Origin of the sequence: Pseudomonas sp. GM79, from assembly GCF_000282495.1 — a bacterium.
In the GTDB taxonomy this organism is placed as follows: Bacteria; Pseudomonadota; Gammaproteobacteria; order Pseudomonadales; family Pseudomonadaceae; genus Aquipseudomonas.
Window position 1 is genome coordinate 1 of the sequence record NZ_AKJE01000066.1, and the last position, 18,963, is coordinate 18,963.

General features: G+C 59.2%; 14 protein-coding genes. 9 read left to right on the forward strand and 5 right to left on the reverse strand.

Going from position 1 to position 18,963, the window contains the following annotated elements:
* The first annotated feature begins 513 nt into the window (after positions 1-513).
* The 6 genes from fadB to PMI36_RS0129710 all read left to right on the forward strand — a co-directional run bounded on the left by fadB (position 514) and on the right by PMI36_RS0129710 (position 7,982).
* Positions 514-2,661 carry a fatty acid oxidation complex subunit alpha FadB gene (fadB, locus tag PMI36_RS11565; RefSeq protein ID WP_008073062.1) on the forward strand — a complete coding sequence of 716 codons (2,148 nt, stop codon included), beginning with the start codon at positions 514-516 and terminating at the stop codon, positions 2,659-2,661.
* 30 nt (positions 2,662-2,691) lie between these two features.
* Positions 2,692-3,867, forward strand: coding sequence for an acetyl-CoA C-acyltransferase FadA (fadA, locus tag PMI36_RS11560; protein ID WP_008007076.1), 1,176 nt, complete (start codon positions 2,692-2,694; stop codon positions 3,865-3,867).
* Positions 3,868-3,965: 98 nt separating this feature from the next.
* Entirely contained in the window at positions 3,966-4,202 is a 237-nt protein-coding gene (locus PMI36_RS11555) for a DUF1653 domain-containing protein (protein WP_007907781.1), read from the forward strand.
* 114 nt (positions 4,203-4,316) lie between these two features.
* Positions 4,317-6,944: a type I DNA topoisomerase gene (topA, locus tag PMI36_RS11550; RefSeq protein WP_008073063.1), complete on the forward strand. Its 2,628-nt coding sequence runs from the start codon at positions 4,317-4,319 to the stop codon at positions 6,942-6,944.
* A gap of 138 nt (positions 6,945-7,082) precedes the next feature.
* Positions 7,083-7,607: a DUF6586 family protein gene (locus tag PMI36_RS11545; RefSeq protein WP_008073064.1), complete on the forward strand. Its 525-nt coding sequence runs from the start codon at positions 7,083-7,085 to the stop codon at positions 7,605-7,607.
* Positions 7,608-7,748: 141 nt separating this feature from the next.
* Complete coding sequence (locus tag PMI36_RS0129710; RefSeq protein WP_007907774.1) at positions 7,749-7,982, forward strand: hypothetical protein; 234 nt, start codon at positions 7,749-7,751, stop codon at positions 7,980-7,982.
* 93 nt (positions 7,983-8,075) lie between these two features.
* On the opposite strand, the gene sulA is transcribed toward PMI36_RS0129710, so the two are convergent.
* Positions 8,076-8,549 carry an SOS-induced cell division inhibitor SulA gene (gene sulA / locus PMI36_RS11540; protein ID WP_008073066.1) on the reverse strand — a complete coding sequence of 158 codons (474 nt, stop codon included), beginning with the start codon at positions 8,547-8,549 and terminating at the stop codon, positions 8,076-8,078.
* Between the two features lie 10 nt (positions 8,550-8,559).
* The gene (gene lexA, locus PMI36_RS11535; protein WP_007907770.1) at positions 8,560-9,168 is read right to left on the reverse strand and encodes a transcriptional repressor LexA; all 609 of its coding nucleotides are present in this window, start codon (positions 9,166-9,168) and stop codon (positions 8,560-8,562) included.
* A 229-nt stretch (positions 9,169-9,397) separates the two neighbouring features.
* On the opposite strand from lexA, the gene PMI36_RS11530 reads away from it, so the two are divergent.
* From PMI36_RS11530 to PMI36_RS11520, 3 genes are all read left to right on the forward strand, one after another.
* Positions 9,398-10,105, forward strand: a complete 708-nt coding sequence (locus tag PMI36_RS11530; RefSeq protein WP_007907768.1) for a TetR/AcrR family transcriptional regulator — start codon at positions 9,398-9,400, stop codon at positions 10,103-10,105.
* Between the two features lie 170 nt (positions 10,106-10,275).
* On the forward strand, positions 10,276-11,274 hold the full coding sequence (gene nagZ, locus PMI36_RS11525) for a beta-N-acetylhexosaminidase (protein ID WP_177319494.1): 999 nt from the start codon (positions 10,276-10,278) through the stop codon (positions 11,272-11,274).
* A gap of 12 nt (positions 11,275-11,286) precedes the next feature.
* Positions 11,287-12,024 carry an S-methyl-5'-thioinosine phosphorylase gene (locus PMI36_RS11520; protein ID WP_008073068.1) on the forward strand — a complete coding sequence of 246 codons (738 nt, stop codon included), beginning with the start codon at positions 11,287-11,289 and terminating at the stop codon, positions 12,022-12,024.
* 133 nt (positions 12,025-12,157) lie between these two features.
* Here PMI36_RS11520 and PMI36_RS11515 read toward each other — a convergent pair whose 3' ends face one another.
* The 3 genes from PMI36_RS11515 to mfd are packed head-to-tail and all read right to left on the reverse strand — an operon-like array spanning position 12,158 to position 18,889.
* Positions 12,158-14,848: a DEAD/DEAH box helicase gene (locus tag PMI36_RS11515; RefSeq protein ID WP_008073069.1), complete on the reverse strand. Its 2,691-nt coding sequence runs from the start codon at positions 14,846-14,848 to the stop codon at positions 12,158-12,160.
* 5 nt (positions 14,849-14,853) lie between these two features.
* Positions 14,854-15,429, reverse strand: a complete 576-nt coding sequence (locus PMI36_RS11510; RefSeq protein WP_008073070.1) for a CsiV family protein — start codon at positions 15,427-15,429, stop codon at positions 14,854-14,856.
* Positions 15,430-15,439: 10 nt separating this feature from the next.
* Positions 15,440-18,889, reverse strand: coding sequence for a transcription-repair coupling factor (gene mfd, locus PMI36_RS11505; RefSeq protein ID WP_008073071.1), 3,450 nt, complete (start codon positions 18,887-18,889; stop codon positions 15,440-15,442).
* Positions 18,890-18,963 lie beyond the last annotated feature (74 nt).

The following is an 18,963-nucleotide window of genomic DNA, read 5'->3' on the forward strand; positions in this document are numbered from 1 at the left end:
AGGCTCGGCAGCTGCTACAGCAGGCAATAAAAAGCCCGACATCATCATCGGGCTGAGGTTGGCCAGGCAGGCCGGTAATTCTGTGTGGCTGATCTTACGCTGGGCATTCGTCAAAGCGTTCAAATTTTTTCTTCAGGGTCCCGCCAGCGTAGCTTGTTAAACACAGGCTGCCGGTAATTAGGGCGACTTTTCTAACGATTGATTCTATGAATGGCCTCACATGCATGAGCGTGTTGCAGGGCTTCGTGGTACGGAAGTGACCGGAAAGTCGCGTTTCAACCAGTATTTTGGGCGATTGACAATTGCCGGAAATTCCGTGAAGGTGACATACCCAAATCAAACGGGCGTATGAATTGAGCGTTTGTATTACAGATCGCTCCTACAGAATCCCGACTATCGCGTCGGCGGGTGTGCCGGGTGAATTGGCGTAGCATCGACGATAAACGTCCTTGCCGAGCCAGTCGCCTGCGTCCGACGTGTACTGTTCAGCTTCCATATCGTGGAGATCAGTTGATGATTTACGAAGGTAAAGCCATCACGGTTAAGGCTCTTGAAAGTGGCATCGTCGAATTGAAATTCGACCTCAAGGGTGAGTCCGTCAACAAGTTCAACCGTCTTACCCTGAACGAACTGCGTCAGGCCGTAGACACCATCAAGGCAGATGCTTCGATCAAGGGTGTGATCGTCAGCAGTGGCAAGGACGTATTCATCGTCGGCGCCGACATCACCGAATTCGTCGACAACTTCAAGCTGCCGGATGCAGAGCTTGTCGCTGGTAACCTCGAAGCCAACAAGATTTTCAGCGATTTCGAAGACCTCAACGTCCCGACTGTCGCCGCTATCAATGGCATCGCACTGGGTGGCGGTCTGGAGATGTGCCTGGCGGCAGATTTCCGCGTCATGGCCAATACCGCCAAAATCGGTCTGCCGGAAGTCAAGCTGGGCATCTACCCAGGCTTCGGCGGTACTGTGCGTTTGCCGCGCATCATCGGTGCCGACAACGCTATCGAGTGGATTGCCGCCGGTAAGGAAAACCGCGCTGAAGACGCGTTGAAAGTCGGTGCTGTCGACGCCGTGGTCGCTCCGGAGAAATTGCAGGAAGCGGCTCTGAACCTGCTCAAGGGCGCCATCTCTGGCGAATTTGACTACAAGGCCAAGCGTCAGCCGAAGCTCGAAAAGCTCAAGCTCAACGCCATCGAACAAATGATGTCGTTCGAAACCGCCAAAGGTTTCGTGGCCGGTCAAGCAGGCCCGAACTATCCGGCACCGGTCGAAGCGATCAAGACCATCCAGAAAGCCGCGAACTTCGGTCGCGACAAGGCACTGGAAGTCGAAGCCGCCGGTTTCGTCAAACTGGCCAAGACCTCTGCCGCGCAGAGCTTGATCGGTCTGTTCCTGAACGATCAGGAGCTAAAGAAAAAGGCCAAGGCCTACGACGAAATCGCCAAAGACGTGAAGCAGGCCGCCGTATTGGGCGCCGGCATCATGGGTGGCGGTATCGCTTATCAGTCGGCCTCCAAAGGTACGCCGATCCTGATGAAAGACATCAACGAGCACGGCATCGAGCAAGGTCTGGCCGAAGCCGCCAAGCTGCTGGTGGGCCGCGTTGATAAAGGTCGCATGACGCCGGCGAAAATGGCCGAAGTGCTCAATGGCATTCGTCCGACCCTGTCCTACGGCGATTTCGGTCACGTCGACCTGGTCGTCGAAGCCGTTGTCGAGAACCCGAAGGTCAAGCAAGCCGTTCTGGCCGAAGTTGAAGACAAGGTCAAAGAGGACACTATCCTCGCGTCCAACACTTCGACCATTTCCATCACCTTGCTGGCCAAAGCCCTCAAGCGTCCGGAAAACTTCGTCGGCATGCATTTCTTCAACCCGGTACACATGATGCCGCTGGTTGAAGTGATCCGTGGCGAGAAGTCCAGCGAAGTGGCCGTTGCCACCACCGTTGCCTACGCCAAGAAAATGGGCAAGAACCCGATCGTCGTCAATGACTGCCCGGGCTTCCTGGTCAACCGCGTACTGTTCCCGTACTTCGGCGGTTTCGCCAAACTGGTCAGCGCCGGCGTGGACTTCGTCCGCATCGACAAGGTCATGGAAAAATTCGGCTGGCCGATGGGCCCGGCCTACCTGATGGACGTGGTCGGCATCGACACCGGTCACCACGGTCGTGACGTTATGGCTGAAGGCTTCCCGGATCGCATGAAAGACGATCGCCGTTCGGCCGTCGACGTGCTCTATGAAGCCAAGCGCCTGGGCCAGAAGAATGGCAAAGGCTTCTACGCCTATGAGACCGACAAGCGCGGCAAGCAGAAGAAAGTCGCCGATCCTTCGGTACTGGAAGTGCTCAAGCCAATCGTGTTCGAACAGCGCGAAGTCACTGACGAAGACATCATCAACTGGATGATGATCCCGCTGTGCCTGGAAACCGTGCGTTGCCTGGAAGACGGCATCGTCGAAACCGCCGCCGAAGCCGACATGGGCCTGGTCTACGGTATTGGTTTCCCTCCATTCCGTGGCGGTGCGCTGCGCTACATCGATTCGATCGGTGTTGCAGAGTTCGTTGCCCTGGCTGACCAGTACGCTGATTTGGGCGCGCTGTACCACCCGACCGCGAAGCTGCGTGCAATGGCCAAAAACGGCCAGAGCTTCTTCGGTTAAGCGCCCACACTAGAGCGAGAGTGAAAGTATATGAGCTTGAATCCTAGAGACGTCGTGATTGTCGACTTCGGTCGTACGCCGATGGGCCGCTCCAAGGGCGGCATGCACCGCAACACCCGTGCCGAAGACATGTCGGCGCACCTGATCAGCAAATTGCTGGAACGCAACGTCAAGGTCGACCCGAGCGAAGTCGAAGACGTGATCTGGGGCTGTGTGAACCAGACCCTGGAACAGGGCTGGAACATCGCCCGCATGGCGTCCCTGATGACGCAGATCCCGCACACCGCGGCCGGCCAGACCGTCAGCCGTCTGTGTGGCTCGTCGATGAGTGCTCTGCACACCGCTGCGCAAGCGATCATGACCGGTAACGGTGACGTGTTCGTGGTTGGTGGCGTCGAGCATATGGGTCACGTGAGCATGATGCACGGTGTCGATCCTAACCCGCACATGTCCCTGTATGCGGCGAAAGCCTCGGGCATGATGGGCCTGACCGCGGAAATGCTCGGCAAAATGCACGGCATTACTCGCGAACAACAGGACGCCTTTGGCGTGCGCTCCCACCAGCTCGCCCACAAGGCGACTCTGGAAGGCAAGTTCAAAGACGAAATCATCCCGATGCAGGGCTACGACGAGAACGGTTTCCTGAAACTGTTCGACTACGACGAAACCATTCGTCCGGAAACCACCCTGGAAAGCCTGGCGGCTCTGAAGCCAGCGTTTAACCCGAAGGGCGGCACCGTGACAGCCGGTACTTCGTCGCAGATCACCGACGGTGCTTCGTGCATGATCGTGATGTCGGCGCAGCGTGCCCAAGACCTGGGCATCCAGCCAATGGCGGTGATTCGTTCGATGGCAGTGGCAGGTGTGGACCCGGCGATCATGGGCTATGGTCCAGTACCGGCAACGCAGAAAGCACTGAAGCGCGCGGGTCTTGGTATCAACGATATCGACTTCTTCGAGCTCAACGAAGCTTTCGCCGCACAGGCGTTGCCAGTGCTGAAAGATTTGAAAGTGCTCGACAAGATGAACGAGAAGGTTAACCTGCACGGCGGCGCGATCGCCCTGGGTCACCCGTTCGGTTGCTCCGGTGCCCGTATCTCCGGCACTTTGCTGAACGTGATGAAGCAGAATGGCGGTACCTTCGGGGTAGCCACCATGTGCATTGGTCTTGGCCAAGGCATCTCCACCGTCTTCGAACGCGTTTAAGCGTTTCGCTGATGGAAGCCGGGGCCAAGTGCCCCGGTTTTTGTTTTTCCGGATTTATTTTGTTTTTATTTTGAAAAAATTTCAGTGAGGGCCAAACCATGCCGATACAACCTGGGCTCTACGAACATTACAAAGGTCCGCAGTATCGTGTATTCGCTGTTGCGCGGCATTCGGAAACCGAAGAGGAAGTGGTCTTCTACCAAGCCCTGTATGGCGATTACGGCTTTTGGGTGCGTCCCTTGAGCATGTTCCTGGAGTCGGTCGAGGTTGACGGCGAACAGGTGCCACGCTTTGCTTTGGTGCAAGCCGAACCGAGCGTTTTTCCGCAGCCATAAGGGGAGTGCGCGCAGAACCCTGCGCTTGACCTCACCTTGTAGCCACTATATATAGCGGTGCCGCGTCAGGCGCCAACCGCCTTTCACTTCTAGAATTCAGGAATTTTCTGATCCATGGGCAAATCGCTGGTCATTGTGGAATCCCCGGCTAAGGCCAAGACCATCAACAAGTATCTGGGTAACCAATACGTGGTGAAGTCGAGTATCGGCCATATCCGAGACCTGCCCACCAGCGGTTCGGCTAGCGCCAGCAAAGAGCCTGCCGCCAAGCGCGGCAAGGCCGCCGCAGGTGAAGGTCCGGTGCTCACGCCGAAAGAGAAAGCGCGCAAGCAGCTGGTCTCGCGCATGGGGGTCGATCCCGATCATGGCTGGAAAGCCAAGTACGAGATTCTCCCGGGCAAGGAAAAAGTCATCGAAGAGCTGCGCCGGCTCGCCAAAGATGCTGACACCATCTATCTCGCAACCGACTTGGATCGCGAGGGGGAAGCCATTGCCTGGCACCTGCGCGAAGCCATCGGTGGGGACGACAGCCGCTACAAGCGCGTGGTGTTCAACGAAATCACCAAGAAGGCCATCCAGGAAGCCTTCTCTAAGCCGGGCGAGCTGGACATCGATCGAGTAAACGCCCAGCAAGCGCGTCGCTTCCTCGACCGCGTGGTGGGTTACATGGTTTCGCCGCTGCTGTGGGCCAAGGTCGCCCGTGGCCTGTCCGCCGGTCGCGTGCAATCGGTTGCCGTGAAGCTGGTGGTCGAGCGTGAGCGTGAAATTCGCGCGTTCAACCCGGAAGAGTACTGGGAAGTCCACGCTGACCTCGGCACCGCCAAGGGCGCGACCGTGCGTTTCGACGTAGCCCGCGAGAAAGGCGAAGCCTTCAAGCCGCTCAACGAAGCCCAGGCCATGGCCGCGCTGGAAAAGCTCAAGGCTTCCAGCTACAGCATCGTCAAGCGCGAAGACAAACCGACCAGCAGCAAGCCGTCGGCACCGTTCATCACTTCCACCCTGCAGCAGGCCGCGAGTAACCGCCTGGGCTTTGGTGTGAAGAAAACCATGATGATGGCCCAGCGCTTGTACGAAGCCGGCTACATCACGTATATGCGTACCGACTCCACCAACCTCTCGGCCGATGCCGTGACGATGGCGCGTACTTATATTGAAGGCGAGTTCGGCAAGAAGTACCTGCCGGAAAACCCGAACGTCTACAGCAGCAAGGAAGGCGCACAAGAGGCTCACGAAGCGATTCGTCCGTCTGACGCCAATACCGAGCCAAGCAAGCTATCGGGCATGGAACGTGATGCAGAACGGCTCTACGAGCTGATCTGGCGCCAGTTCCTCGCTTGCCAGATGCTGCCGGCGCAATACCTGTCGACCACGGTCACCGTCGGTGCCGGCGACTTCGAGTTGCGTGCCAAGGGCCGCATCCTGAAGTTTGACGGTTACACCCGCGTCATGCCGCAAATTGCCAAGCCTGGCGATGATGATGTGCTGCCGGACATGGCCCAGGGCGACGCGATGAAGCTGATCAAGCTTGATCCGACCCAGCACTTCACCAAGCCACCAGCGCGTTACTCGGAAGCGAGCCTGGTTAAAGAAATGGAAAAGCGCGGCATCGGTCGTCCTTCGACCTATGCCGCGATCATTTCGACCATCCAGGATCGCGGCTACGTGGCGCTGCACAACCGTCGTTTCTATTCGGAAAAGATGGGCGACATCGTCACCGAGCGTCTGGCCGAGAGCTTCTCCAATCTCATGGACTACGGCTTCACCGCCGGCATGGAAGAGAACCTCGATGACGTGGCCCAGGGCGAACGCGACTGGAAAAACGTGCTCGACGAGTTCTATGGCGACTTCAAGAAGAAACTCGAAGTAGCCGAAAGTCCCGAAGGCGGCATGCGCGCCAACCAGCCGGTGATGACTGATATTCCGTGCGTGTTGTGCGGTCGTCCGATGCAGATCCGTACTGCTTCGACGGGCGTGTTCCTCGGTTGTTCGGGCTACAGCCTGCCACCGAAAGAGCGCTGCAAAGCCACCGTCAACCTGGTACCGGGCGATGAAATCGCCGCGGACGACGAGGGTGAGTCCGAATCGCTGGTCCTGCGTGGCAAGCATCGCTGCCCGATCTGCAGCACGGCCATGGACGCTTACCTGCTCGACGAGAAGCGCAAGCTGCACATCTGCGGTAACAACCCTGATTGCTCTGGCTACGAAATCGAAGAGGGCACCTATCGCATCAAAGGCTATGAAGGTCCGAGCCTGGAGTGCGACAAGTGCGGCAGCGAGATGCAGCTCAAGACCGGTCGTTTCGGTAAGTTCTTCGGTTGCACCAACGCCACCTGCAAGAACACTCGCAAGCTGCTGAAGAGCGGTGACGCGGCGCCGCCGAAGATGGACCCGGTGAAGATGCCTGAGCTCAAATGCGAAAAGGTCAACGACACCTACATCCTTCGCGACGGTGCTTCCGGCCTGTTCCTGGCGGCCAGCCAGTTCCCGAAAAACCGCGAGACCCGTGCTCCATTGGTCATGGAGATCGTGCCGCACAAGGATGAGATCGATCCGAAGTACCATTTCCTCTGCGAAGCGCCGAAGAAAGATCCGGACGGCCTTCCTTCGGTAATTCGTTACAGCCGCAAGACCAAAGAGCAATACGTGCAGACTGAGGTTGACGGTAAACCGACTGGCTGGAAGGCGTATTACGACGGCGGCAAGTGGACGGTTGAAGACAAGCGTCCATCAGCCAAGGCTTAAAAGGCTGTACGCAAAAGGCCGCATGACAACCCACGGGTTTTCATGCGGCCTTTTGTTTTGGGCTTGCGGGAAGCTCAGGTGATCCACGACACTGTCTGACCTGCGTGAAGCAATTATTTCGTTGTGGAGGCTGCCGTCATGGCCCACGAACTCTATACCCGTACCAACCAGAAGATTTATTTCGCCGGCCTGTCGCTGGAAGCGCTTGCCAAAGCCGAAGAGGGGCGGGCGATGAACTCCCTCGCGCTGATTCAGGCCGGGCGTGAATCGGCGTTGTTTCACCTGTACGGTGCGCTGTTGGGACTGTGCCATGAAATCGCCGGTTTCTATCGCCTGCCTCAGGCCAATGCGCCGCGGGCAGAGATGCTGCTGACCCGCGAAGTGCTCGAAACCATCGCTATTCCGGAAATGGCCGAGATGGTCGAGCTGGCCCAAAACCCTGAAACCTGGCTGGCCAAATTGCTGTCGGCTCATGCCGCACTGTTCCAGCCGCCTCGCGCTCCGCACAAGCCCAAGGGTGATGTGACGCAGCCGCTAATCCAGGCTGTTAATCTGGATGAAGAAGAGGCGCCGGAAGAGCTGAGTCGGGAAGAGCTGGAGAGCTGGCGTCAGAACCTTAAAGGTCTGGCGATTCGGTTTCGCGAAGGGTTGAACGAGTGCTGAAAGATTGAGTGTTTAGGGACGGGTCCGCTCAAGGAAGAGTGATGTCAGAAATTTCTCTTCGTGATGGCATTTGGTCAAGATCCCGAGCGAAGCTTGGCTGATGCCTATATAATCCCCGCCTTTCGTGGAGAACAGACCTTTATGCCAACGTCCTTTCTAGAAATTGTCGAGTTACCAGACGGCCGAATCGAGCTGCGCAGGGCTGAGGACGAGGGTTCTCTGGTTACTTTGGATTTCTCCGAGGATGCCAAGGTTTTCCTGCAAGGCCAGCATGTGGAAGTCGCCAAGGCGATGTTGAGTGTCGGTGTTCAGATGGCAGGACGCCTGGTGGAAGGCGAATTTGATAAGGAAGAGGGGCCACGGGTTCTTCATTGATCCCGCCTGTCGGATTCTTCGAATACCTCTACAGATCGGCTTCTCTATCCTTGGAGAAGCCCCGCGCTGTTCAGCGCGCACAGTGTGTGTCAGTTAACCCAGTCGAATATTCAGACTTTGCGCATCCCCGATACGGGCAGCGCTGATCAACTGTTGCCGCGACGTTGTGCTCAGCGGGTTAAGCCAGCTGACGACCGTATGGCTGCGGCCAAGTCGCAAGGCTTCGCAGGTCAACTGCTGAGCGCTCTGCGTACCGCGCGGTTGCAGGAGCAGAATGCGTTCACGGTTCAGGCCGGCGTCCCGTAACCAGGCTTGTGTCAGGCTGGCGGGTGGGGCGATGAGTGTCAGCCAGCGTGCATCCTGATCCTGACTCAGTTCCCTGAGGATCGGTGCCAAAAGGTTCAGGCAGTTCCCGGCCGCGCCGCGCAGTGACAGCTCGCTGAAGACTTCGGGCTCGGCGCTCCAGGGCGATTCGACTACGTCCTTCAGGATCGGCGCCAATGGCTGCGCCATGAACGCCTCGAACAACGGCAATTGGGCTTGCTGTGAAGTATGTGGGAACTGCATAAAGCCTCCTTTAGCGGCGAATCACGCCAACACTCAAGCCTTCGATGACCAGTTCCTGATCTTTCAGGTTGACTTCGATAGGGGCGAATTCAGGGTTTTCGGCAATCAACCAGACCTTGCTGCCGTCGCGCTTGAAGCGCTTGACGGTCACTTCGTCACCGATTCGCGCCACAACGATCTGGCCGTTGCGGGCTTCGCGGGTGGTATGGACGGCCAGCAGGTCACCGTCAAAAATGCCGACGTCCTTCATGCTCATGCCATGGACCCGCAGCAGATAGTCAGCGCGGGGATGGAAGAACGAGGGGTTGATGTTGCAGGATTCCTCGATGTGCTGCTGGGCGAGGATCGGCGCACCGGCAGCCACCCGGCCAATGATCGGCAAGCTGGACTCGTCGGCCTTGGCTTCGAAGCCTGGGATGCGGATGCCGCGGGAGGCGCCCGGGGTCATCTCGATCGCCCCCTTGCGAGCCAGCGCCTTGAGGTGTTCTTCCGCCGCATTGGGCGACTTGAAACCCAGTTCCTGAGCGATTTCCGCGCGGGTCGGCGGGTAGCCGTTGTCTTCAAGGCAACGTTTGATGAAGGCCAGAATCTCTGCTTGGCGTGGCGTCAGCTTTAGCATATTGATCGCTCTGTCTTTTTATACAGTGACTGGGATTATATACAGTGAACCGGTCTTGGCAATGCCCCTTTTTTCGCCGGGCGCTGGACGGTCATTTTGCTCGCTGATTGATGCGCTGCTGTTGTATGGTTAAATAGCTGACCGACCATTCCCAAAACGAACCACCAGGCTTGACAAGGCCAGGGCTGAAACGTATGTTTCAAACAAGTGTTTGTCAGGCGGAGTAGTCATGGCCCAGTCGGAAACCGTTGAACGCATTCTCGATGCTGCCGAGCAGTTGTTCGCGGAAAAAGGTTTTGCTGAAACCTCATTGCGTCTGATCACCAGCAAGGCCGGTGTCAATCTGGCGGCGGTGAATTATCACTTCGGCTCGAAGAAGGCGCTGATCCAGGCGGTCTTCTCGCGTTTTCTCGGGCCATTCTGCCTCAGTCTCGATAAAGAGCTGGAGCGCCGTCAGGCCAAGCCCGAGAACAAGCCGACCCTTGAAGAGTTGCTGGAGATTCTGGTCGAGCAAGCTCTGGTGGTGCAGCCACGCAGCGGCAACGACCTGTCCATCTTCATGCGTTTGCTTGGGCTGGCGTTCAGTCAGAGCCAAGGGCACTTGCGTCGTTATCTGGAAGATATGTACGGCAAGGTGTTCCGCCGCTACATGATGCTGGTCAACGAGGCCGCGCCGCGCATTCCCCCGATCGAACTGTTCTGGCGTGTGCACTTCATGCTGGGTGCCGCGGCGTTCAGCATGTCGGGGATCAAGGCCTTGCGTGCGATTGCCGAGACCGACTTCGGCGTCAACACTTCCATCGAACAAGTGATGCGTCTGATGGTGCCGTTCCTGGCTGCTGGCATGCGGGCCGAAACCGGCGTCACCGACACAGCCATGGCCACCGCGCAGTTGCGTCCGCGCAGCAAATCGGCCCCGGTCGCCGCCAAGGTTTAACCGCACACGGGTGGGCGCGGCAGCTGACATCCGCTAAGCTAGCCGCCCATGCCGACTCTCGTTCTGAACCCGCTCCTCATTGAAATCGCCGACCCGCCGGGCACAGCCCATGGCGGCGAATTCGTGCGAGCCGGGTTTATCGTAATCAAGGAATCTCTATGACTGCTGGCCTGCAAGGCTCGTTGATGGTGGACGTCGCCGGTACCTGGCTGACGGCCGAAGATCGCCAATTGTTGCGCCAGCCCGAAGTGGGCGGCCTGATCATTTTTGCCCGCAACATCGAACATCCGCGTCAGGTGCGCGAATTGAGCGCTTCGATCCGCGCCATTCGTCCCGATCTGCTGCTGGCGGTGGATCAAGAGGGCGGTCGGGTTCAACGGCTTCGTCAGGGCTTCGTGCGGTTGCCAGCCATGCGCGCCATCGCCGATAACCCGAATGCCGAAGACCTGGCCGAGCAGTGTGGCTGGATCATGGCGACCGAAGTGCTCGCGGTCGGTCTCGACCTGAGCTTCGCCCCCGTGCTGGACCTGGATTACCAGCGCAGTGCGGTGGTTGGCACTCGTTCGTTCGAAGGTGATCCCGAGCGTGCAGCCTTGCTCGCCGGTGCATTTATTCGTGGCATGAATAGCGCGGGAATGGCCGCCACCGGCAAGCATTTCCCGGGTCATGGCTGGGCCGAAGCCGATTCCCACGTCGCGATTCCCAACGATGAGCGCAGCCTCGACGAAATCCGCGCCAACGATCTTGTGCCGTTTGCGCGATTGAGCAAACAACTGGCTGCCGTCATGCCAGCCCACGTTATTTATCCACAAGTCGATTCCCAGCCTGCAGGTTTCTCCCGTCGCTGGTTGCAGGACATCCTGCGCGGCGAGCTGCAGTTCGATGGGGTGATCTTCAGTGATGACCTGTCGATGGCCGGTGCTCACGTGGTTGGCGATGCTGCCAGTCGCATCGAAGCGGCATTGACCGCCGGTTGTGACATGGGCCTGGTGTGCAACGATCGCGCAGCTGCCGAGCTGGCCTTGAGCGCCGCCCAGCGTTTGAAGGTCAAACCTTCGGCGCGTATTGCGCGGATGCGCGGGCAGGCGTACGCCAGCACCGAATACCGTCAAGACCCGCGCTGGCTAGCGGCCATCGGCGCGCTCAGAGAAGCTCAGTTGATTGATTAAGGACTTCTCGTCATGACGGTTTACGCGATTATCGGTGGCACCGGCCTGACTCAACTCGAAGGCTTGAGCATTCGTCAGTCATTGGCGGTGGACACGCCTTACGGTACGCCTTCGGCCGAAGTGCAGATCGGTGAGTACGCTGGCAAGGAAGTGCTGTTTCTCGCGCGTCATGGGCACCCACACCGTTTCCCGCCGCATCAGGTGAACTACCGCGCCAACCTTTGGGCCTTGAAGCAGGCCGGCGCCGAAGCGATTCTTGCGGTCAACGCCGTGGGCGGGATTCATGCCGAGATGGGCACCGGACATTTCTGCGTGCCACATCAATTGATCGACTACACCAGCGGCCGCGAACACACCTATTTCGCCGATGATCTGGAGCAGGTTACACACATCGATTTCAGCTATCCCTACAGCGAGCCCCTGCGTCAGCAATTGATCGCGGCGTTGGCGGCTGAAGGCGTTGGCTTCAGCAGCCAAGGCGTGTACGCCTGCACCCAGGGCCCACGTCTGGAAACAGTGGCTGAAGTCGCGAAGCTGGAGCGTGACGGTTGCGACATTGTCGGCATGACCGGAATGCCGGAAGCGGCGTTGGCCCGCGAGTTGGAACTGGATTACGCCTGTCTGGCGCTGGTGGTGAATCCGGCGGCAGGCAAGTCGACAGCGGTGATTACCATGGCCGAGATCGAGCAGGCATTGCGTGACGGGATGGGCAAGGTGAGGTCGACGTTGGCGCGGGTGCTCAAGGGCTGATCGATCGTTAAACCGAACGGACCCCTTCGCGGGCAAGCCTCGCTCCTACGGATTTGGGTCGTTCGCCGACAATGCGAACGACTCAAGTCTGTAGGAGCGAGGCTTGCCCGCGAAAGCGATCTACAGATCGACGCTACTTATCAATTTTCTCCGGCAACGGCGCAAACAACGCCTCGATATCATCGCTCTGCAACTTCCAGTCTCCGGTTTTGCGCCCATCCAGCACGCCTGCGGCAAGATCGGATTTTTCCTTCTGCAGATGCTGAATTTTCTCTTCCACCGTGCCCCTGGCAATCATCTTGTAGACGAATACCGGCTTCTCCTGACCAATGCGATACGCACGATCAGTCGCCTGATTTTCCGTCGCCGGGTTCCACCAGGGATCGTAGTGAATCACCGTATCGGCTTCGGTCAGGTTCAGCCCCACACCGCCGGCCTTCAAGCTGATCAGAAAGATCTGACGTTTGCCGCTCTGGAATTCCTTCACTGGCGTGCGTCGGTCGCGGGTCTGGCCGGTCAGGATCGCATACGCCACGTCACGTTTTTTCAGCTCATCCTCGATCAACGACAGCATTGAAGTGAACTGCGAAAACAGCAGAATCCGCCGACCTTCTTCGAACAACTCTTCAAGCATTTCCATCAGGCTATCAAGCTTGCCGGAGGTACTGCCGCGCGCGGGCAGGGCGGCATCGTTGACCAGGCGTAAATCGCAGCACACCTGACGCAGCTTCAGCAGGGCCTCAAGAATGATGATCTGGCTGCGCGCCACGCCTTTGCGAGTGATCTCGTCGCGGACTTTCTTGTCCATGGCCAGGCGCATGGTTTCGTATACGTCGCGCTGGGCTTCGTTGAGTTCGACCCAATGGATGATCTCGGTTTTCGGCGGCAGTTCGGTGGCCACCTGTTCCTTGGTTCTGCGCAGCAGGAACGGTTTTATCCGACCGTTGAGGTGCTGGAGTCTTACGTCGCTGGCACGCTTTTCTATCGGTACGCGGTAATCGCGGTTGAAGCTTTTCACGTCACCGAGCCAGCCGGGCAGCAGGAAGTGGAACAGCGACCACAGCTCACCGAGGTGATTTTCCAGTGGCGTGCCACTCAGGCACAGGCGCTGGCGAGCATTCAGCTCGCGGGCGGCGTGGGCGGCCTTGCTGTTGGGGTTCTTGATGTACTGTGCTTCATCCAGCACCAATACGTGCAACGGCTGCGCGGCGAGGCGTTCGACGTCCTTGGGCAGCAGCGCATAAGTGGTCAGAATCAGGTCGTAGTCGGCCAGATCGCCGAAGTGCTTCTTGCGACTGGCGCCGTACAGCGCCAGCACTTTGAGCTGAGGCGTGAAATGCGCGGCTTCGTCGAGCCAGTTGGGGATCAGGCTGGTGGGCATGACTACCATGCACGGCCGATCGAGGCGCCCGGCATTCTTCTCGCTGAGAATGTGCGCCAGGGTCTGTAGGGTTTTGCCCAGGCCCATGTCGTCCGCGAGAATCCCGCCGACTTCCAGTTGCCGCAACGACTGCATCCAGCTCAGGCCTTCCAGCTGATACGGGCGCAAGGTGGCATTCAACCCTTCGGGTGCCACCGCGGTGTGGTCTTTGATGTCACGCAGGCGCTGGGCAAAGGTGCGGATCTGCTCGCCACCTTCCCAGAGCAGCGGCAGGCCTTCCAGCGGATTCAGGCGCGTGGCGTCGGCCTTGCTCAGGCGCAGCGTGGTTTCACCGGGCTCTTGCAGGTAAAACTCGCCGAGAGTGGCCAGCACCGGTTTCAAGCGGCCGAAGGGCAGGGCGACCTGCAGCGGGCCTTGGTCGGTGCTGCGGCGCTGCGGGATGTTCACCAGAATCAATTCGTCGTCGCGGCGTCGGGCGAGGCGTTCCGGGTTGAGAAGCTCGGTATGGGAGCGCATCAGGTTTAACAGGATCGGCAACAGGCTCAGCCGTTCGCCGTTGACGATGATCCCCAATTCCAGGTCGAACCAGTCGCGCTCCGGTGCCTGCTCGACGGTGGCGTACCAGTCTTCAACTGCGGTCAGGTCGAAGCCGAAGTCCTCGTCGATCTGCAACTCCCACCCTTGGGTGCGCAGCTTCGGCAGCTCGTTGAGGGTGAAAGTCAGCCAGGCGCTGTCGTTGACCATCTCGTAGAGTTCGCCGGCACTTTCGGGCAAGGCCTTGCTTTGTCGGGTGGCGATCTTGAAACCGAGGATTCGCAGCTGTTCCCTGTAGGCCTGTTCGACTTCCGGGTGACGTTTTATCCGCAGCGTCTGCGTCTCCTGGCGGATCAGGATGTCAGTGTTTTTCTGTCCGCTGACGTATTCATCCAGATAGCTGAAGGACAGCGCCGCGCGATGCTGGATGTAACGCTGCATCTTGCCGTTGCGTGGTTCAAAGGCACTGAACTCGATACTTGCCAGCCACAGGCGCGGCACCGGTTGCACGTTGTCCACCAACACTTGCGGCGGCGCTTTCGGGCTACGGTTTTCCAGTACGGCCTGAAGTTTTTCCAGCAGTTCGGCGTCTTTGGCAGCCGCTGGGTAGGCGAGGGTTTCCTGCACTTGCAGCAACACCGCCGCGCAATGTTTGCAGTTGCTATGAACCGGGCAGGTGCACGTGGCGTCGATCATCAGCAAGGTGCCTTTGGCCGACTCCCGCAGGCGAATGGTCTGACGGTAAACGTTGCCGCCAGAGCCTTCGCAACTGGCGGTGATGGTGGCGTCGCCGACTTCGACGATCCTGACGCGGTTTTCCAGCGCGTAGCGGCGGCCACGCTCCAGGCTTTGTTCCTTGAATCGGCTGACCCAGGATGTTGCCAGGGGTTTGCTCAGGGTCGGGGGCACGTCAATTAGTCCGGAACGACTTCTGGAGCTTCCCGTGGCGCGGGCGCTGTGAGCGAGGTGATCTTGATCAGCAGGCCCAGGTGGCCGTTGTCGAGGAAGTTCAACTGGCCGTTCTTGGTGTGGCTTTCCTGCTTCAGGTGTTCGCTGGCGGTGACCAGGCCGTTGGCGTCAATCTGATTGACCCAGAAGTCGGCGTCGACGTCGGTGAAGCGCCCCAGTTTCAGGCTCAGAGTGCCTTCGATCGGGAACTGGCCAAACTGTTCCTTGCCCTCGCTGATCGCCACTTTGCTGGCTTCTTCACCCAGGTTCTGTTGCCAGGCCTTGTGCAACAGCACCGTGTATTCGTTGCTGGCAGTGAGTTTTTCCACTTCGGGATTAAGGCTCGGTGTGCGAAAGCTGTCGGGGCTGATGCGTTGGGCGCCGGCATCCCAGTCTTCCGGCGCGGCGCGGCTGACGATGGCGGGCACGGCGTTTTGCCGCACCAGAATCATTTCAACCTGATACAGATCATCGGCAAACGCCGTCGAGGCGAACGGCGAAAACAACGATATCAACAAGGTCAGTGAGCGAAACAGGCGCATGCGGCGTCCTTCAAGCAGTGGTCGGAATGAGGCGCTCGAATAGCGCCTCTACAGTATTAAAACGTTCTTCCGGGCGCTCCATCGGTACCTGGAATTTGAACATCGTGGCGCCTTCGAATTTGTAGCGTTTGGGCTGGCTCTGGATCAGTTTGATCAGCGTCAGCGGGTCGACCGGAGTCTGGGTCGCGAACTCGATACGACCGCCTTGGGGGCCACCGTCGACTTTCTTGATGCCCAGCTGTTCGGCCTGCAATTTCAACGCCGTGATTCGCACCAGGTTTTTGGTCGGCTCCGGCAGCAGGCCGAAACGGTCGATCATCTCCACTTGCAGGTCCTTGAGGCCTTCCTCATCGGTGGCCGAGGCAATGCGTTTGTAGAGAATCAGTCGCGCGTGAACATCCGGCAGATAGTCCTCGGGGATCAGCGCCGGTACACGCAGATTGACTTCCGGACCGCCGCCCAGCGGTTGGTCGAGGTTCGGCTGTTCGCCCTTGCGGATCGACTTCACCGCGCGCTCGAGCATTTCCATGTACAGCGTGAAACCGACGGCCTGGATCTGCCCGCTCTGCCCATCGCCCAACAGTTCGCCAGCACCACGGATCTCCAGGTCATTGGTCGCGAGCACGAAGCCCGCGCCGAGGTCTTGGGTGTTGGCAATCGCTTCCAGGCGCTTTTCTGCGTCGGGAGTGATCTGCTGGCGCGGCGGTGTCAGCAGGTAAGCATACGCCTGGTGGTGGCTGCGACCGACCCGGCCGCGCAATTGGTGCAACTGCGCCAGGCCGAACTTGTCGGCACGCTCGATGATGATGGTGTTGGCGCTCGGCACGTCGATGCCGGTCTCGATGATGGTCGAGGCGATCAGCACGTTGAAGCGCTTGTGGTAGAAGTCGCTCATCACTTGTTCGAGATCGCGTTCACGCATCTGCCCGTGGCCGATACCGATCCGTGCTTCCGGCACCAGTTCGGCGAGGTCGGCGGCGCATTTCTCGATGGTCTTCACGTCGTTGTGCAGGTAGTAGACCTGGCCGCCGCGCAGCAACTCGCGGAGCAGGGCTTCCTTGACCGTGCTCTTGTTCTGCTCCATGACGAAGGTACGCACCGACAGGCGACGAGCCGGCGGCGTGGCGATGATTGACAGGTCGCGCATGCCCGATACCGCCATGTTCAACGTGCGCGGAATTGGCGTGGCGGTTAGCGTCAGGATGTCGACTTCACTGCGCAGCGCCTTGAGCTGTTCTTTCTGACGGACACCGAAACGGTGCTCTTCGTCGATGATCACCAGCCCGAGGTTTTTGATCTTCACGTCGTCTTGCAGCAGCTTGTGTGTGCCGATGACGATGTCGATCTTGCCTTCGGCCAGGTCCGCGACCGCGGCGTTGACTTCCTTGGCCGACTTGAAGCGGCTCATCACTTCCACGCTCACCGGCCAGTCGGCGAAGCGGTCGCGGAAGCTGTTGTAGTGTTGCTGGGCGAGCAGGGTGGTCGGCACCAGAATCGCCACCTGACGACCGCCATGTACCGCGATGAACGCCGCGCGCATCGCCACTTCGGTCTTGCCGAAACCGACGTCGCCGCAGACCAGGCGATCCATCGGTTTTGGGGCGAGCATGTCGGCGCGCACCGCTTCGATGGTGGTTTGCTGGTCCGGGGTTTCTTCGAACGGGAAACCGGCGCTGAAGGTCGCGTAATCGGCTTTCGGGTCGGCGAAGGCATAACCTTCGCGAGCGGCGCGGCGGGCATAGATGTCGAGCAACTCGGCGGCCACATCGCGCACCTGTTCGGCGGCTTTGCGCTTGGCTTTCTGCCAGGTCTCGGAGCCGAGGCGGTGCAGCGGCGCCAGGGCATCGTCGCTGCCGGTGTAGCGGGCGATCAAGTGCAGGTTGGCTACCGGGACGTACAGCTTGGCGTTCTCGGCATATTCAAGGGTCAGGAATTCGGCGGCTTGATTGTCGATTTCCAGGATCGTCAGCCCCAGATAGCGGCCGACACCATGATCGATGTGCACCACCGGCGCGCCTTCGCGTAGTTCGGTGAGGTTTTTGATCACTGCATCGTTGTTGGCGTCAGCGCGTTTCTCGCGACGGCGACGCTGCATCACGCGCTGACCGAACAACGGGCTTTCAGCAACCAGGGCCAGGGCTGGATCGTCCAGCAACAGACCTTCGTCGAGCGGTGCGATGGTGATCGCCAAGCGCTCCTTGCTGGCGACAAAGTCTGGCCAGCTGTCGACGGTTTTCGGCCGCAGCTTCAGGCGTTCCAGCAATTCCAGCAGCACTTCACGACGGCCCGCGGACTCGGCGGTAAACAGCACGCGGCCGGGGAATTCGTCGAGGAAACCGGCCAGCGCCGCCAACGGCTGAGTGGCCTTGGCTTCGATGGCCAGGTTCGGCAGTGGCTGAGCCGGGAAGCGTTCGCGACCGACACCGGTTTCCACGTCCTGTTGACTGGCAACCACACGAGGCCAGCTCTTCAGGCGGGCAAAGCAATCTTCCACGGGCAAGAACAGCTCGGCCGGTGGCAACAAAGGACGGGATGGGTCGACGCGGCGCTCTTCGTAACGATTACGCACGTCGTTCCAGAAATTCTCCGCCGCCTGTTCGATGCCCGGCAAAGAGAACACTTGCGTGTCCTGAGGCAGGTAATCGAACAGGGTGGAGGTTTCGTCGAAGAACAACGGCAAGTAGTACTCGATACCTGCCGGTGTAATCCCGCTGCTCAAATCCTGAAAGATCGGGCAGCGACGGAAGTCGACATCGAAGCGCTCGCGAAAGCGCGCCTTGAAACGGGTGACCGCGTCCTTTTGCAGCGGGAACTCCCGCGCCGGCAGCAGGCGAACAGTGTCCACCTTGTCGATTGAGCGCTGGTTTTCCGGATCGAAGGTACGCAGGGTTTCGATTTCGTCGTCGAACAGATCGATGCGGAAGGGCAGTTTGCTGCCCATCGGGAACAGATCGATCAGCGAGCCGCGCACGGTGAATTCGCCGTGCTCATAAACTGTATCGACGTAACGATAGCCGCTGGCTTCAAGCCGGGTGCGCATTTGCTCGACGTCGAGTTTCTGGCCGACGTCCAGCACCAGGCTGCTGCCCAGCAAAAATTTGGTCGGCGCCAGGCGGTGCAGGGCCGTGGTGATCGGCACGACCAGCACGCCATGCTCCAGCTCCGGCAACCGATAAAGGCTGGAGATGCGCTGAGAGATGATGTCCTGATGTGGCGAGAACAGATCGTAGGGCAGGGTTTCCCAGTCGGGGAAATGCAGAACAGGCAAATCCGGGGCGAAGAAACTCAGCTCCTGTTCCAGCCGTTCGGCACTCTGGCTGTCGGCGGTCAGTAGCAGGGTAAAGCGCTTGGCAGCGCTGGCGGCCTCGGCAATGGCCAGGCTCAGGGCGGCACCGGGCAGGTTGCCCCAGTGCTGTTTACCTGCCGCGGCAGGGAGAAGCGGTAGACGCAGAACGGGCACGGAAGGTTGAGCTCCAAGCGTTGCGACAAAGTCGACAATTGTAACGGCCTCAGGTGCCGGCTGTCAGTTGCAGA